At 67.1% G+C, this 14,639-nt stretch carries 17 protein-coding genes; 11 read left to right on the plus strand and 6 right to left on the minus strand.

Annotated elements, in window-relative coordinates; genetic code table 11:
- The first annotated feature begins 242 nt into the window (after window positions 1-242).
- The 4 genes from tolQ (at window position 243) to tolB (ending at window position 3,991) form a co-directional block, all read left to right on the plus strand.
- Window positions 243-953 carry a protein TolQ gene (gene tolQ, locus AB6806_RS09475; protein ID WP_038359641.1) on the plus strand — a complete coding sequence of 237 codons (711 nt, stop codon included), beginning with the start codon at window positions 243-245 and terminating at the stop codon, window positions 951-953.
- A gap of 11 nt (window positions 954-964) precedes the next feature.
- Window positions 965-1,414: an ExbD/TolR family protein gene (locus AB6806_RS09480; RefSeq protein WP_038359644.1), complete on the plus strand. Its 450-nt coding sequence runs from the start codon at window positions 965-967 to the stop codon at window positions 1,412-1,414.
- A gap of 28 nt (window positions 1,415-1,442) precedes the next feature.
- Window positions 1,443-2,648 (plus strand): cell envelope integrity protein TolA, encoded by a 1,206-nt coding sequence (tolA, locus tag AB6806_RS09485; RefSeq protein WP_133564532.1) that lies wholly within the window; start codon window positions 1,443-1,445, stop codon window positions 2,646-2,648.
- Between the two features lie 65 nt (window positions 2,649-2,713).
- Complete coding sequence (tolB, locus tag AB6806_RS09490; protein WP_051987632.1) at window positions 2,714-3,991, plus strand: Tol-Pal system beta propeller repeat protein TolB; 1,278 nt, start codon at window positions 2,714-2,716, stop codon at window positions 3,989-3,991.
- A gap of 73 nt (window positions 3,992-4,064) precedes the next feature.
- Here the strand turns inward: tolB and AB6806_RS09495 are convergent, their stop codons facing one another.
- The 4 genes from AB6806_RS09495 to AB6806_RS09510 form a co-directional block, all read right to left on the minus strand.
- Window positions 4,065-4,865 (minus strand): aldolase, encoded by an 801-nt coding sequence (locus tag AB6806_RS09495; RefSeq protein WP_142021950.1) that lies wholly within the window; start codon window positions 4,863-4,865, stop codon window positions 4,065-4,067.
- Between the two features lie 170 nt (window positions 4,866-5,035).
- Entirely contained in the window at window positions 5,036-5,257 is a 222-nt protein-coding gene (locus AB6806_RS09500; RefSeq protein WP_370954514.1) for a hypothetical protein, read from the minus strand.
- 41 nt (window positions 5,258-5,298) lie between these two features.
- A complete protein-coding gene (locus AB6806_RS09505) occupies window positions 5,299-5,718 on the minus strand; it encodes an SRPBCC family protein (protein WP_370954515.1) in 420 nt (139 codons plus the stop codon).
- Window positions 5,715-6,038, minus strand: a complete 324-nt coding sequence (locus tag AB6806_RS09510) for an ArsR/SmtB family transcription factor (RefSeq protein WP_113253735.1) — start codon at window positions 6,036-6,038, stop codon at window positions 5,715-5,717. The genes AB6806_RS09505 and AB6806_RS09510 overlap by 4 nt, the downstream gene beginning before the upstream one ends.
- 322 nt (window positions 6,039-6,360) lie before the next feature.
- On the opposite strand from AB6806_RS09510, the gene pal reads away from it, so the two are divergent.
- A complete protein-coding gene (gene pal, locus AB6806_RS09515; protein WP_112764491.1) occupies window positions 6,361-6,879 on the plus strand; it encodes a peptidoglycan-associated lipoprotein Pal in 519 nt (172 codons plus the stop codon).
- Window positions 6,880-6,998: 119 nt separating this feature from the next.
- Here the strand turns inward: pal and AB6806_RS09520 are convergent, their stop codons facing one another.
- Both AB6806_RS09520 and AB6806_RS09525 read right to left on the minus strand, forming a co-directional pair.
- Entirely contained in the window at window positions 6,999-7,367 is a 369-nt protein-coding gene (locus tag AB6806_RS09520; protein WP_038359650.1) for a cell division protein ZapA, read from the minus strand.
- 36 nt (window positions 7,368-7,403) lie between these two features.
- Window positions 7,404-7,721 (minus strand): DUF4164 domain-containing protein, encoded by a 318-nt coding sequence (locus AB6806_RS09525; RefSeq protein ID WP_260368427.1) that lies wholly within the window; start codon window positions 7,719-7,721, stop codon window positions 7,404-7,406.
- A 327-nt stretch (window positions 7,722-8,048) separates the two neighbouring features.
- Here AB6806_RS09525 and tkt point away from each other — a divergent pair, with 327 nt between their 5' ends.
- The 6 genes from tkt to AB6806_RS09555 all read left to right on the plus strand — a co-directional run bounded on the left by tkt (window position 8,049) and on the right by AB6806_RS09555 (window position 14,530).
- Window positions 8,049-10,046: a transketolase gene (gene tkt / locus AB6806_RS09530; protein ID WP_370954516.1), complete on the plus strand. Its 1,998-nt coding sequence runs from the start codon at window positions 8,049-8,051 to the stop codon at window positions 10,044-10,046.
- Window positions 10,047-10,165: 119 nt separating this feature from the next.
- Window positions 10,166-11,176: a type I glyceraldehyde-3-phosphate dehydrogenase gene (gene gap, locus AB6806_RS09535; protein ID WP_038359654.1), complete on the plus strand. Its 1,011-nt coding sequence runs from the start codon at window positions 10,166-10,168 to the stop codon at window positions 11,174-11,176.
- A 68-nt stretch (window positions 11,177-11,244) separates the two neighbouring features.
- Complete coding sequence (locus tag AB6806_RS09540) at window positions 11,245-11,742, plus strand: hypothetical protein (RefSeq protein WP_185747949.1); 498 nt, start codon at window positions 11,245-11,247, stop codon at window positions 11,740-11,742.
- Window positions 11,739-12,932 (plus strand): phosphoglycerate kinase, encoded by a 1,194-nt coding sequence (locus AB6806_RS09545; protein WP_142021953.1) that lies wholly within the window; start codon window positions 11,739-11,741, stop codon window positions 12,930-12,932. Before AB6806_RS09540 ends, AB6806_RS09545 begins: the two co-directional genes overlap by 4 nt.
- 139 nt (window positions 12,933-13,071) lie before the next feature.
- On the plus strand, window positions 13,072-14,154 hold the full coding sequence (gene fba / locus AB6806_RS09550; protein ID WP_038359656.1) for a class II fructose-bisphosphate aldolase: 1,083 nt from the start codon (window positions 13,072-13,074) through the stop codon (window positions 14,152-14,154).
- Between the two features lie 52 nt (window positions 14,155-14,206).
- A complete protein-coding gene (locus AB6806_RS09555; RefSeq protein ID WP_113254485.1) occupies window positions 14,207-14,530 on the plus strand; it encodes a low molecular weight protein tyrosine phosphatase family protein in 324 nt (107 codons plus the stop codon).
- Window positions 14,531-14,639 lie beyond the last annotated feature (109 nt).

Genomic DNA, 14,639 nt, shown 5'->3' on the forward strand with positions numbered 1-14,639 from the left:
ATACCGGACATTAACCTTGCCGGGGGCTTAACTCGAACCGGAGCATGCGTTTCGTGGGAAACCCCGGTTCGGCCCATCTTTCGCCGGATTCGCGCGCGAAAGACAGGGTACGGCATTTCCCCGGATCGTGAAAAGGGCGGCGGCGTGGGTCTTCCGCGACGCGAACGGCGGGGTTTGGATCAGGACCGTGAGCCTCTAGGCCAAGCTTCTGGTCGCACCGCCTGGGTTGGAAGGATGACAGGATGAACCCCGCCGACGTCGCGCAGGCCGCGCCGCAGATCGACATGTCGTTCTGGACGCTGTTCTGGCACGCTCATATCGTCGTCAAGCTCGTCATGATGGGCCTGCTCGGCGCCTCGATCTGGTGCTGGTCGATCATCATCGACAAGACGCTGCTCTACCGGCGCACCCGCAAGGATATGGACGCCTTCGAGGAGGTGTTCTGGTCTGGCCGCTCGCTCGAGGAGCTCTATCGCGACCTCGCCAGCAAGCCCGTCGCCGACATGGCGGCCGTCTTCGTCGCGGCGATGCGGGAGTGGAAGCGCTCCTTCGAGAATGGCGGGCGCTCGGTCGCCAGCCTCCCCCAGCGCATCGACAAGGTGCTCGACGTCACCATCCAGCGCGAAACGGAGCGGCTGGAATCGGGGCTGCTCGTGCTTTCGACCATCGCCTCGGCCGCGCCCTTCATCGGCCTGTTCGGCACGGTCTGGGGCATCATGACCTCCTTCACCGCCATCGCCGTATCCAAGAACTCCTCGCTCGCCGTGGTGGCGCCCGGCATCGCGGAGGCGCTCTTCGCCACCGCCATCGGCCTCTTCGCCGCCATTCCCGCGCTGATGGCCTACAACAAGCTGCAATCCGAGGTCGCCAAGGCGCAAGGGCGCCTCGAAGCCTTCGCCGACGAGTTCTCCGCGATCCTGTCGCGGCAGATCGACGAGCGCATGGCGGCGTGAGGGGCTGAACGATGGGAATGTCCGCAGCCGGAGCGCAACAGGGCGGGGGCCGTCGGGGCCGCCGCTCGCGCCGCCACCGCGCCATCGCCGAGATCAACATGACGCCGTTCATCGACGTCATGCTGGTGTTGCTCATCATCTTCATGGTCGCGGCGCCGCTGATCGCCACCGGCGTGCCGCTCGACCTGCCGCAGACCGGGGCGAAGCCGATCAATGTCGACCAGAAGCCGGTCACGATCGCCATCGACGGCAAGGGCCAGATCTTCCTGCAGGACGAGGCGACGCTCGAGCCCGACCTCGTCACCAAATTGCAGGGCCTCGCCAAGCAGGGTTTCGACGAGCGCATCTATGTGCGCGCCGACAAGCTGGTCGATTACGGCCGCGTCGCTTCGGTCATGTCGACCATCACCGCCGCCGGCTTCAAGCGGGTCGCTCTGGTGACGGAACCGGCGAACCGCTGAGGACGATGGAAGTAAGGGTACTCAGGGCGTGAAGCTTTCGACCTCCGAACCTGGCATGCTGGTGTCGGCGCTTGGCCACACGACGGCGCTCGTCGTCGGGCTGCTGGCGTTCTCGTCGCCTGCGCCGCTGCCGGAGCATCAGGAGGCGATCGCCGTCGAGCTCGTCGATCCCAACGCGCTGAACCAGATCACCCGCGGCGAGCGCAACGCGCAGAAGGTCGAGGAAAAGCCGACCCCGCGCGCCGAGCGCCAGTCCGACGTGGTCGAGCGCAAGGAGGCCGGCGAGGCCAAGGCCGACAACCCCGCCCCGCCCACGCGCCCGCCCGAGCTGAAGACGGCCGACGAGAATGCCGCCGCGCCGCTGCCGCCGGCCCGCCCGGTCGAGCAGCCCAAGCCCGAGGCGAAGCCGCCCGAGCCCGTCAAGCCGCCGCAGAAATCGGAGGCCGCCGCCGCGCAGGAGGCCGAGCAGAAGCGCCAGGAGCTGGCCAAGCTCGCCGAAGACGCCGAAATCGCCTCCAAGGCCAAGCAGGCCGAGGAACAGGCCAAGGCCGCCGCCAAGGCGAAGGCCGAGGCTGACGCCCAGCAGGCGAAAGCCAAGGCAGACGCGAAGGCCAAGGCCGACGCGCTCGCCAAGGCCGAAGCCGACAAGGCCGCCAAGGAACAGGCCGAGGCCGCCGCGAAGGCCAAGGCGGAGGCGGCCGCGAAGGCCAAGCTCGCCGCCGAGGCGAAGGCCAAGCAGGAGGCCGAGGCCAAGGCGAAGAAAGAGGCGCAGATCGCCAAGAACTTCAACGCCACCGACATCGAGCGCCTGCTGCAGTCGAAGGAAAAGGCGCAGTCCACCGGCTCCTCGGCGCCGCAGGTCAACCGCACCGCCTCGCTTGGCACCCAGACCGGCTCCTCGCAGAAGCTCAGCCCCTCGCTCAAGGCGCAGCTCATCGGCATCATCCAGGATCAGTTGCTGAAGTGCTGGAACGTGCCGATCGCGCTTGCCAACGCGCATGGCAACGCCAATGTCGTGCCGACGGTGCGCATGAAACTGAACACCGACGGCTCGCTCGCCGCCGAGCCCGGGGTGATCAACCGGTCTGCCGATCCGCTCTTCCAGGTCGCGGCCAGCTCGGCATTGACCGCGACCCGCCGCTGCGCGCCTTTGCGCATTCCGGCTCAATTTGCCGCCTATTATGACGACTGGCGTGACGTCGTCGTCAATTTCGACGCAAGGGACGTACTGTGACCCTGATCGACCGCACTCCCCTCCCCTTCCTCGCTTCGGCCCCGACGCGCCGCGGCCTCCTCGCCATGGCCGGCGCGAGCCTGCTCGTGCCCGCGGCGGCGAGAGCCGAGCTCGTCATCGACCTGCGCGGCGGCACCTTCCAGCCGATGCCGATCGCGATCGCGGATTTCGCCGGCGAGGGCGGCGTTCTCGTCTCCAGCGTCATCACCAACAACCTGAAGCGCTGCGGCTATTTCCTGCCCGTCGACAAGGGCCGCTTCCCCGAGAAGAACCCGCCCTTCGACGCCGCCCCGCAATTCCAGGCCTGGCAGGCCGCCGGCGTGCAGGCGCTGGTCACCGGCCGCGTCGCCCGCGAGGCCGGCCGCATCCGCGCCGAATTCCGCCTCTGGGACGTCGGCACGGGCACCCAGACCGACGGCCAGCAGTATTTCACCGACCCGAGCAACAGCCGCCGCGTCGGTCACATCATCTCGGACGCGATCTTCTCGAAGATCACCGGGCTCGGCGGCTTCTTCGACACCCGCATCGTCTTCGTCGATGAATCCGGCACCAAGGAGAACCGTCGCAAGCGCCTCGCCATCATGGATCAGGACGGCGCCAATGTGCGCTACCTGACCAATGGCGACGTCTCGGTCGTGACCCCGCGCTATTCGCCGGTCGGGCAGGATGTGACCTTCATGTCGCAGCGCCATGGCGAGCAGCCGCGCGTGCAGGTGCTCAACATCGAGACCGGCCAGCGCCAGATCGTCGGCAACTTCCCCGACATGACCTCGAGCCCGCGCTTCGCGCCGAACGGCCAGCGCATCGCGCTCTCGCTGCAGCAGGGCGGCAACGCCAATCTCTACGCCATCGACATCGCCTCGCGCTCGACGACGCGGCTGACCTCGACGGCGGCGATCGACACCTCGCCCTCCTATGCGCCCGACGGTTCCAAGATCGTCTTCGAGAGCGACCGCGGCGGCTCGCAGCAGCTCTATGTGATGCCGGCCGGCGGCGGCGAGGGCCAGCGCATCTCCTTCGGCCAGGGCCGCTATTCGCAGCCCACCTGGTCGCCGCGCGGAGACCTCATCGCCTTCACCCGGCAGAGCCCTAACGGCTTCGCCATCGGCGTGATGCGGCCCGACGGCTCGGGCGAGCGCATCCTGACGGAAGGCTTCCACAACGAGGCGCCGAACTGGGCGCCGAACGGCCAGTACCTGATGTTTTTCCGCGACCCCGGCGGCGAGACCGGCGGCAAGCTCTACATGGTCGACATCACCGGCCGCGTCGAAGTGCCGGTACCGACTCCGGCCTATGCCTCCGACCCGACCTGGTCGCCGCTGCTGAGCGGCCCGGCGCGCTGAGACGAGCATCGGCGAAGACGAACGCGCCGCCCGGCCTGCGCCGGGCGGCTTTTGCTTGTGTGGAGTCGGTCGCTCAGTCGCGGTAGATCGGCTCCTCGGCATCGAGCTGCCGGCGGATCGAGGCCAGGTGCAGGCGCGCCGATTCCGGATCGCCCTCGCGCATCTGGCGATAGGCGGCCTCGGCGATCTCGGGCTTGACCGGCAGAACCTCGCGCCCCGTCGAGAGCGCCAGCGCCTGCACCTCGCAGGCGCGCTCCAGATAATAGAGATCGTCCCAGGCTTCGGCGATCGTCGGTCCGAGCACCATGACGCCGTGATGCTTCATGAAGACGATATCGGCGTCGCCAACTGCGGCGGCGATGCGATCGCCCTCGCTCTCGTCGAGGGCAAGGCCGTTATAATCCCGGTCGACCGCCGTGCGGCCGTAGAACTTGAGCGCCGTCTGACCGGCGAAGATCAGCGGCTCACCCTCCGTCATCGAGAGTGCCGTCGCATAGGGCATATGGGTGTGGAAGGCGACCTTGGCGCGCGGGAGGTTCTTATGGATCCGGGCATGGATGTAGAAGGCCGTCGCCTCCGGCTGGCCCTCGCCCGAGACGACGTTGCCGTGGAAGTCGCAGATCAGCAGCTTCGAGGCGGTCAGCTCCCGAAAGGCCCAGCCATAGGGGTTGACGATGAACAGGTCGTCATAGCCCGGCACCAGCGCCGAGAAATGGTTGCAGATGCCCTCCTCGAAGCCATAGCGCGCCGCCATCCGGAACGTCGCGGCGAGATCCCGGCGGGCCTCCCACACCACGTCCGAGTCGAGATCGGGTTGGTTGGGGCCCCGCGCAGGCGCCGTGCTCGAAACGCCGGGCTTGAGGGAATGGGCCATCGCAATCTCCAGTCAGGACAGGGCGCAAACCGAAGCAAGCCTCGGGCCGCGATCCCGTCAGGATAGAGCGGAGAGGGCGAAAGATGCGCTGCAATTACCCGCGCCGTTTGCGCATTTTTTTCATGCCGCCACGCAAAGCCGGTCCGGGCAGCTCCCGGAAAGGCTTCGGCCTACCCCTCGGCCCGCCCCCTGCCGCGCCATCTGACGGCATAGGGCAGGATGAACATGTAGAGCCCGCTGAACAGCAGCAGGAAAAGCGGGAGCAATGGCGAATAGACGATCCACGCCGGCGGCTCCCCGCGCGCCATGGCGACGAAGTTCGCAATGACCGTGACCGTGAAGATAATCGACAGCCAGCGATGGCCTTGCCGGATCGAAGTGCTCCAAGCCATGGAACCTCCTTTTCGAGCCATTGAAGTGAAGGCGGCGATTTTCAGCCCTCGCGCGCCATGACCTCTTCCAGCTTCGCGAAGAACTGCTGCCAGCCGGCCTTGGCGCCACCGAAGGCCTGCTTCTGCTCCGGCCGGAAGCCGACCTGCTCCATGCGCAGATGCGTGCCCTTCGGAGAAGGGGTGAGTGTGAAGGTCACGACGCTCTGCAGGGCATAGGCCGCGTCGTCATGCGCGAAGTTCCACGTATAGGATAATGACCGGTTCGGCTCGACCGCGAGCACCTCGCAATCCAGCACGCCGCCCCAGTCGCCGCTCAACTTGAAGCGGTGCCCGACGGCCGGCACGAAATCGTTCCTCATCAGCCATTCCCCGATCAGATGAGGCTGCGTCAGGGCACGCCAGAGCTTCTCCGGCGCATGGGGCATCTCTCGCTCGACGACGACGGAGCGGGTTTCGGTCATTGATCCATCCTCTTCAGCAAATCTTCGAGATCGTCGAACCGGCTTTCCCAATACCCGGCCATCCGGCTCGTCCAATCGACCAGGGGCGCAAGCGCGCCGAGCTGGGCGCTGTAATGCGTCTGGCGGCCTTCATGGCGGTCTCGCACCAACCCGACCTGCTTCAGCACCGCGAGATGTTTCGAGACAGCAGGCTGCGAGACACCGGCCTGGGCCGTCAGAGCCGCGACGGTCTGCTCCCCCTGGCGACAAAGGCGCTCGAAGATGCCCCGCCGGGTCGGGTCGGCAAGCGTTCTGAAGAGCGCATCAGGTGTGTCCGGCATCTGAAATCCATAACTGCCTGGCTATGAGTTATATCGATAACCACTGAGTTATGAATCTGTCAATCGAAAGCCGGATGCCCTCTTCTCGTTGCATTGCAGGTAGCCCGACCAGCGCGAGCGCGCCTCGCCTTCCTGTGTCCGCCACGCTACAGCCAAGCCCGCAAATGGCCCTTCGCCACATTTGGTTAACCATACGCCGCAATGCCGCCACTTCGCCTTGATCTGGCAAGGTCTCGTTTAGGTTGACGCTTCATTGATGGCAGCGAGGCAACGCTGTCCTGAAGCGCGCCGCCATATGATTTCGATCGCCCGGAGTTCAGCCATGTTGACCACCCTCCTCGCCGGCGGCCGCACCGTCCGCTTCGCCGCCGCCCTCGCAGCCACGCTCGCGCTCGGCGCCTGTGCCAACAACAACCAGAACGCGGATGCGTCGGGCTTCGGCGCCGGCGGCGCCGCGACGCCCGGCAGCGCGCAGGACTTCGTCGTCAATGTCGGCGACCGCGTCTTCTTCGAGACCGACTCCACCGACCTGACCTCGACTGCGACCGCAACCCTCGACAAGCAGGCTTCCTGGCTGCAGCGTTATCCGCGCTACAGCTTCGTCGTCGAGGGTCACGCCGACGAGCGCGGCACCCGCGAATACAACTACTCGCTCGGCGCCCGCCGCGCCCAGACCGTGCGCGACTACCTCGCCTCGCGCGGCATCCAGGCCAACCGCATCCGCACCATCTCCTACGGCAAGGAGCGCCCGGTCGCGGTCTGCAACGACATCTCCTGCTGGTCGCAGAACCGCCGCGCCGTGACGGTCCTGGACGGCGCCGGCGGCGCCCCCGGCGTCTGAGCGCCGCGACCCTCTGAAAACACGAAGCCCCGGACGGCAACGTCCGGGGCTTTTGCAAAGGATACGCTCTGGCCGTCATTCTCAGATCAAGCCCGAGCATGACGCTCTCGATCAGCGTCTCACCCCACCGGCGTCGGGATCAGGCTCCGTGCCACGCCCTCGATCCGTTCGGCCGCGCCGACAAGGGCTTCCGCGGCCCGGTCCTCGACCTCGCTGAGTCGCTGGTCTGCCGCGCCGGCATCGCCCTGCGTCGCCGCCAGATCGGATTCCAGCTTGGCGAGCCGCTGTCTCAGCTCGGACATCTCGTCGGCCACCATCAGCGCCGCCATGACATGCAGGCGCATGTCTCCGATCTCACCGAAGGCCTCCCGCATCTCGCCGATCTTGCCGTCATAGAAGCGCGCGAGCTCTTCCAGATGCGCTTCCTCGCCCTCCCCGCAGGCCATCCGATAGGCCTTGCCGGCGATCGTGACGTTGACTTGCGGCATCGCCTCTCCTTCCCGTGACCTCCCATGCGGGACAGATCACTCCGTCTCCTCGGCCTCGACCTCCGCCGGCTGCTGGGCCTGCACCCGCTCGATAACCGCGCCGATCACGTTCATCGCCCGCATCAGGCGCTGGTCGACGTCACCAGCCGCCGCCTCGACATGGCCGAGCCGGGCCATCGTCCCGTCGAGCTCGGCCGCCAGCCGCGCCCGGTCGTCCTGCATCAGCGCCAGCTCGGTCTCGAGATTGGCCCGGCCGCGCTCGGCCTCGACCCGTCGCCGTGCCGCCGCTTCCAACTGCCCCAGCGCCGCATCGAGGCGCGCCAGCGCATTGTCCAGCATCAGGCTCGCCACCATCGCTCTCCTTTCAGATCGAAGCCGGCTCACGCGATTCGTGCCTGAATTTACAGCAGAAGCGTGGGAAACGTGAATCCCGGCCGCAGGAAACCTGCAATTGCCAAGGGCTTGTCCACATGCGCTGAGGCAAAGCTTGCGGAAACGACCCTGCGCCGCGCCTTCCGAGGCACGAAACCGCCCGCCGCGAATTGACTCAAGGCGAGCGCCGGGCCTAATCCAGCCGTCCTTTCGAAGTCATCTGCGCTTGCCTTTGTCGGACCGTCCTGCCCGCCTCGCGCGGGGTCGGGCCGGACCGCCCCGCCCGCCAGACGGAGCCACGAGATCACCATGACCACCATCGACCGCGCCCAGCACGACAAGCTCGCCAATGCCATCCGCGGCTTGGCGATGGACGGCGTCGAGAAGGCCAAGTCCGGCCATCCCGGCCTGCCGATGGGCGCCGCCGACGTCGCGACCGTGTTGTTCACCCGCGTGATGAAATACGACGCCGCCGATCCGCGCTGGCCGGATCGTGACCGCTTCGTGCTCTCCGCCGGCCACGGCTCGATGCTGCTCTACGCCCTGCTCTATCTCACCGGCACGCCCGGCATGGAGCTCGCCGACCTCGAGAAGTTCCGCCAGCTCGGCTCCCGGACTCCCGGCCACCCCGAGAATTTCGAGACCGCCGGCGTCGAGACCACCACCGGCCCGCTCGGCCAGGGCCTCGCCACCGCCGTCGGCATGGCGATGGCCGAGCGCATGCTCGCCGCCGAGTTCGGCAAGAAGGTCGTCGACCACCACACCTATGTGCTGGCATCCGACGGCGACCTGATGGAAGGCATCAGCCAGGAGGCGATCGCGCTCGCTGGCCATCAGAAGCTCAACAAGCTGATCGTGTTCTGGGACGATAACGGCATCTCGATCGACGGCCCGCTGACCATCACCGACAATGTCGACCAGGTCGCGCGCTTCAAGGCCTGCGGCTGGCGCTCCGAGCGCGTCGACGGCCATGATCCCGACGCGATCGAGGCCGCGATCCGCCGCGCCCAGAAGTCGAACAAGCCGACCATGATCGCCTGCAAGACCGTGATCGGCTTCGGCGCGCCGAAGAAGGCGGGCACCTCCAAGGCCCATGGCGAGCCGCTCGGCGCCGAGGAGCTTGCCGCCGCCAAAAAGGCGCTCGGCATCACCGGCGGCCCCTTCGAGGTCCCGGCAGATGTGCTGAAGGCCTGGCGCGCCGCCGGCGCGGCCGGCGCGAATGCCCACGCCAGCTGGAGGAGCCGTTTCGGCCTGCTCTCCGAGCGCAAGCGCGCCGAGTTCGAGCGCCGTCTGGCGCATATCGTGCCGGCCAAGCTCGACAAGGCGATCCTCGCCCATAAGAAGGCGCTGATCGCCGCGCCGCAGGCTGTGGCCACCCGCAAGGCCTCGGAGCTGGCGCTCGAAGCCATCATCCCGGTGATGCCGGAGCTGGTGATGGGCTCGGCCGACCTGACGCCGTCGAACAACACCCGCACCAAGGCGGCGGAGGACTTCACCCCGAAGACCCCGAAGGGCCGCTACGTCCGCTACGGCATCCGCGAGCACGGCATGGCCGCCGCGATGAACGGCATCACCCTGCATGGCGGCTTCCGCACCGCTGGCGGCACCTTCCTGGTCTTTGCCGACTATGCCCGCCCCTCGATGCGGCTTGCCGCGCTGATGGGCGTTCCGGTGGTCTACGTCATGACGCATGACTCGATCGGGCTCGGCGAGGACGGCCCGACCCACCAGCCGGTCGAGCAGATCGCCTCGTTGCGCGCCATGCCGAACATGCGCGTCTTCCGCCCGGCCGATACGATCGAAACGGCGGAGGCCTGGCAGATCGCGCTGGAGCGCACGGATGGCCCGACGGTTCTGGCCCTCACGCGCCAGAACCTGCCGCAGCTGCGCACCGACGCCTCGGCGAAGAACCGCTCGGCGGCTGGCGCCTATGAATTGCTGGCGGCCGAGGGCGGCAAGGCCCAGGTCTCGCTCTTCGCCTCCGGCTCCGAGGTCGAGCTCGCGGTCGCCGCGCGCAAACTGCTGGCGGAAAAGGGCGTGCGCGCGCGCGTCGTCTCGGTGCCCTCGCTCGAACTGCTGCTGGCGCAGGACGAGGCGACCCAAGCCGCGATCATCGGCTCGGCGCCCGTCAAGGTCGCGGTCGAGGCCGGCGTCCGCTTCGGCTGGGATGCGGTGATCGGGCATGATGGCGGCTTCGTCGGCATGCACTCCTTCGGGGCGAGCGGCCCCTACAAGGACGTCTACAAGCATTTCGGCATCACGGCGGAAGCCGTCGCCGATGCCGCGATGAAGAAGCATAACGCCTGATTTTCAGGCCACCGGGCTGAGTTTCCCGAGACAAGTCTTGCATTCGGCCATGCTTTGGCCGAATTGCCCGCGTGGATAGCGACGGCTCACGCCGGACGCTCGGCGAAGGAGAGGAAGACATGACGGTGAAGGTAGCGATCAACGGCTTCGGCCGCATCGGGCGCAACGTTCTGCGCGCGATCATCGAGTCGAAGCGCAAGGACATCGAGGTCGTGGCGATCAACGATCTCGGCCCGGTCGAGACCAACGCCCATCTCTTCCGCTTCGACTCCGTCCATGGCCGCTTCCCCGGCACGGTGACCGTCTCCGGCGACACGATCGATGTCGGCCGCGGCCCGATCAAGGTCACCGCCATCCGCGACCCGAAGGAGCTGCCGCACAAGGCGCTCGGCGTCGACATCGCGCTGGAATGCACCGGCCTCTTCACCACCAAGGAGAAGGCCGCCGCCCATCTCGCCGCCGGCGCCAAGCGCGTCCTGGTCTCGGCTCCCTGCGACGGCGCCGACCTGACCGTCGTCTTCGGCGTCAACCAGCACGAGCTGACCAAGGACCACCTGATCGTCTCGAACGCCTCCTGCACGACGAACTGCCTCGCGCCGGTCGTGCGCGTGCTCCATGACGCCGTCGGCATCGACAAGGGCTTCATGACCACGATCCACGCCTATACCGGCGACCAGCCGACGCTGGACACGATGCACAAGGATCTCTACCGCGCCCGCGCCGCCGCCATGTCGATGATCCCGACCTCGACCGGTGCCGCCAAGGCGATCGGCCTCGTCATCCCCGAGCTCAAGGGTCGTCTCGACGGCACCTCGATCCGCGTTCCCACCCCGAACGTCTCGGTCGTCGACTTCAAGTTCATCTCGAAGCGCAAGACCACGGTCGAGAAGGTGAACGAGGCCATCATCAAGGCCTCGAAGCGCGGCCCGCTGAAGGGCATCCTCGGCGTCACCGACCAGCCGAACGTCTCGATCGACTTCAACCACGATCCGCATTCCTCGACCTTCGCCCTCGACCAGACCAAGGTCATGGACGACAAGTTCGTGCGCGTGCTGTCCTGGTACGACAACGAATGGGGCTTCTCGAACCGCATGAGCGACACCGCCGTCGCCATGGGCGCGCTGCTCTGATCGACCTCTGAAAGCGAGGCCGCGTTCCGGCGCGGCCTCGCCCGTTTCCTTCAAACTGCGGAGAGCCCATGGCCAAGATCGAGCCGACCGTCACGTCCCCGGCCCCTGTCGAGACGCCCGCCGTGACGCCGCCCCCCGCACCGAGCCCGGCCCCGGCCGCTCCTGCGCCGGCGACGCCTGCCCCGGCCGCGATCGTCGGCTCCGCGGTGCCGGCCTCCGCCGAACCCGCTTCCAGGCAGGAGCCGCGTGGCCTCGACCAGCTCTCCCGCATCGAGGAGAAGGCCGCCCGCATCGAGGAGAAGTTCGCCCGTTACGAGGCGGTGCTGACCCGCGCCGAGGCCTCGCTGGAGCGCAGTGCCCACAAGGTCGACGCTGCGGCCGGCACCATGGACTTCGCCGCGATCCGCGGCGAGATCTCCAATCTGCGCAGCCGCGTCGACGCGACGCCGCGCGCCGGCACCCTGTTCATGACCGCGATCGTCACCGCGGTGCTGACGGTCATCCTCACCATCCTCGTGCTGAAATTCGGCGTGCCCGGCCTGTTCGGGGGCCTGCTGTCGCGATGAGCGCCTTCCGCACCCTCGACGATGCCGATGTCGCCGGCAAGCGCGTCCTCGTCCGCGTCGATCTCAACGTCCCGATGGAGGACGGCGAGGTCAGCGACACCACCCGCATCGACCGCGTGCTGCCGACCATTCGCGAGATCGCCGACAAGGGCGGCAAGGTCATCCTCCTCGCCCATTTCGGCCGTCCCAAGGGCCGCGACGACAAGAACAGCCTGAAGCAGGTCGTGCCGGCGCTGGCGCATGCGCTCGGCCGGCCCGTCACCTTCGTCGAGGACTGCATCGGCGACGACGTCGCCAAGGCCGTGACGGCTGCAAAGAACGGCGACGTTCTGCTGCTGGAGAACACCCGCTTCCACGCAGGCGACGAGAAGAACGATCCGGACTTCGTGAGGGCGATCGCCGCCAATGGCGATCTCTATGTCAACGACGCCTTCTCGGCCGCACACCGGGCGCACGCCTCGACCGAGGGCCTCGCCCATGTCCTGCCGGCCTATGCCGGCCGCACCATGCAGGCCGAGCTGGAGGCGCTCTCCGCCGGTCTCGACAACCCCGCCCGCCCGGTGATGGCCATCGTCGGCGGCGCCAAGGTCTCGACCAAGCTCGACCTGCTCGGCAATCTCGTGAAGAAGGTCGACGTCCTCGTCATCGGCGGCGGCATGGCCAACACCTTCCTCGCCGCCCGCGGCGTCGATGTCGGCAAGTCGCTGTGCGAGCACGATCTCGCCGGCACCGCCCGCGAGATCGAGGAGAAGGCCAAGGCCGCCGGCTGCGAGATCCTGCTGCCGGTCGATGCGCTGGTGGCCCGCGAGTTCAAGGCCCATCCGGGCTATCGCGTCGTGCCGGTCGATGGGGTCGAGGCCGACGAGATGATCCTCGATGCCGGCCCGCTCTCGATCGCCGAGGTCGTGCTGCGGCTCGGCAAGGTGAAGACGCTGGTCTGGAACGGGCCCTTCGGCGCCTTCGAATTGCCGCCCTTCGATACCGCGACCGTCGCTGTCGCCAAGGCCGTCGCCAAGCGGGTCGCGGCCGGCGAGCTGGTTGCCGTTGCCGGCGGCGGCGACACCGTCTCGGCGATGAACCATGCCGGCGTCGCCGACGAGCTGACCTATGTCTCGACGGCGGGCGGCGCCTTCCTCGAATGGATGGAAGGCAAGCCCCTGCCGGGCGTCGAGGCGCTTCGGAAGGCCTGATTCCGGCTGTTTTTCAGGGGCCGCCCGGCAACGGGCGGCCCTTCGCATTTTCAGCACGTCGCCGCTTTGGCTTTGCGCGAGCGGCGCTTACGCACTAAATCCAACCATCATACCGATTTAGCTAAAGGGGAGTGCCATCGTGGCCCGTATCACGCTTCGCCAGTTGCTCGACCATGCCGCCGAGAACGACTACGGCGTGCCCGCCTTCAACATCAACAACATGGAGCAGGCGCTGGCGATCATGGCGGCAGCGGACGCCACCGACGCGCCGGTGATCATCCAGGCCTCACGCGGCGCCCGCAGCTACGCCAACGACATCATGCTCAAGCACATGATGGACGCCGTCACCGAGATCTATCCGCATATCCCGGTCTGCGTGCATCTCGACCACGGCAACGAGCCGGCGACCTGCATGACCGCGATCCAGGCCGGCTTCACCTCGGTGATGATGGACGGCTCGCTCAAGGCCGACGGCAAGACCCCGGGCGACTGGGACTACAATGTCGGCGTGACCAAGACCGTCACCGACATGGCCCATCTCGGCGGCATCTCCGTCGAGGGCGAGCTCGGCGTGCTCGGCTCGCTCGAATCCGGCGAAGGCGAGAAGGAGGACGGCCACGGCTTCGAGGGCAAGCTCAGCCACGACCAGCTCCTGACCAATCCCGACGAGGCGGTGAAGTTCGTCGCCGAGACCAAGGTCGATGCGCTCGCCATCGCCATGGGCACCTCGCACGGCGCCTACAAATTCACCCGCAAGCCCGACGGCGCGATCCTCGCGATGAACGTCATCGAGGAGATCCACAAGAAGCTGCCGAACATGCATCTCGTCATGCACGGCTCGTCCAGCGTTCCGCAGGACCTTCAGGACATCATCAACCAGTATGGCGGCAAGATGCCCCAGACCTGGGGCGTGCCGGTCGAGGAGATCCAGCGCGGCATCAAGCACGGCGTGCGCAAGATCAACATCGACACCGACAACCGCATGGCGATGACCGGCCAGATCCGCAAGATTCTGTCCGAGAACCCCGGCGAGTTCGATCCGCGCAAGTATCTGAAGCCCGCCATGGAGGCGATGACCGCGCTCTGCAAGAAGCGGCTCGAGGAGTTCAACACCGCCGGCCAGGCTTCCAAGATCAAGCGCGTGATCACGCTCGCCGAGATGGCCAAGCGCTACGCCAAGGGCGAGCTCGACCCGACCTTCGGCGCGAAGAAGGCGGCGTGAAAGACGATTTCGGGCGGGTGGAGCATCGCTTCACCCGCAAGGCCTCCATCCCATGAAGAAAGTTCTGTTCGTCTGCAGCCGGAATCGGTTGCGCAGCCCCACGGCCGAACAGATCTTCTCTGAGAGGCGTGACCTTGAGGTCGCGTCCGCCGGCACGAACCACGATGCGGACGTGCCGTTGACAAGCGATCTCGTTGCCTGGGCCGACCTGATCTTCGTGATGGAGCGCGAGCAGCGCGCCAAGCTGCAGCGGCGTTTCGGCAAATATCTGAAATCGGCGCGGGTGATCTGCCTCGACATTCCCGACAACTACGCGTTCATGGACCCAGCCCTCGTCCACCTGCTCGAAGCCAAGGTCGGGCGGTTTCTGCCCTGACGACCGCGCTCGTCGTACGTCGCGCTCGCTGCAGCCATGCCGGGAGCGCCCTTTCCGCGCGGTGCGATTTCTGATCCAAGGGCAGCGCTGTCCCTGCCCCGCTGGTCCC

The sequence above is a fragment of the Allobosea sp. RCC_152_1 genome, from assembly GCF_041360765.1.
In the GTDB taxonomy this organism is placed as follows: domain Bacteria; phylum Pseudomonadota; class Alphaproteobacteria; order Rhizobiales; family Beijerinckiaceae; genus Allobosea; species Allobosea spartocytisi.

Coding starts and splice junctions, on each gene's coding strand:
- tolQ (WP_038359641.1), top strand. CDS start 243: ATGAACCCCGCCGACGTCGCGCAGGCCGCGCCGCAGATCGACATGTCG.
- AB6806_RS09480 (WP_038359644.1), top strand. CDS start 965: ATGGGAATGTCCGCAGCCGGAGCGCAACAGGGCGGGGGCCGTCGGGGC.
- tolB (WP_051987632.1), top strand. CDS start 2,714: ATGGCCGGCGCGAGCCTGCTCGTGCCCGCGGCGGCGAGAGCCGAGCTC.
- AB6806_RS09495 (WP_142021950.1), bottom strand. CDS start 4,865: ATGGCCCATTCCCTCAAGCCCGGCGTTTCGAGCACGGCGCCTGCGCGG.
- AB6806_RS09500 (WP_370954514.1), bottom strand. CDS start 5,257: ATGGCTTGGAGCACTTCGATCCGGCAAGGCCATCGCTGGCTGTCGATT.
- AB6806_RS09505 (WP_370954515.1), bottom strand. CDS start 5,718: ATGACCGAAACCCGCTCCGTCGTCGTCGAGCGAGAGATGCCCCATGCG.
- AB6806_RS09510 (WP_113253735.1), bottom strand. CDS start 6,038: ATGCCGGACACACCTGATGCGCTCTTCAGAACGCTTGCCGACCCGACC.
- pal (WP_112764491.1), top strand. CDS start 6,361: ATGTTGACCACCCTCCTCGCCGGCGGCCGCACCGTCCGCTTCGCCGCC.
- AB6806_RS09520 (WP_038359650.1), bottom strand. CDS start 7,367: ATGCCGCAAGTCAACGTCACGATCGCCGGCAAGGCCTATCGGATGGCC.
- AB6806_RS09525 (WP_260368427.1), bottom strand. CDS start 7,721: ATGGTGGCGAGCCTGATGCTGGACAATGCGCTGGCGCGCCTCGATGCG.
- tkt (WP_370954516.1), top strand. CDS start 8,049: ATGACCACCATCGACCGCGCCCAGCACGACAAGCTCGCCAATGCCATC.
- gap (WP_038359654.1), top strand. CDS start 10,166: ATGACGGTGAAGGTAGCGATCAACGGCTTCGGCCGCATCGGGCGCAAC.
- AB6806_RS09540 (WP_185747949.1), top strand. CDS start 11,245: ATGGCCAAGATCGAGCCGACCGTCACGTCCCCGGCCCCTGTCGAGACG.
- AB6806_RS09545 (WP_142021953.1), top strand. CDS start 11,739: ATGAGCGCCTTCCGCACCCTCGACGATGCCGATGTCGCCGGCAAGCGC.
- AB6806_RS09555 (WP_113254485.1), top strand. CDS start 14,207: ATGAAGAAAGTTCTGTTCGTCTGCAGCCGGAATCGGTTGCGCAGCCCC.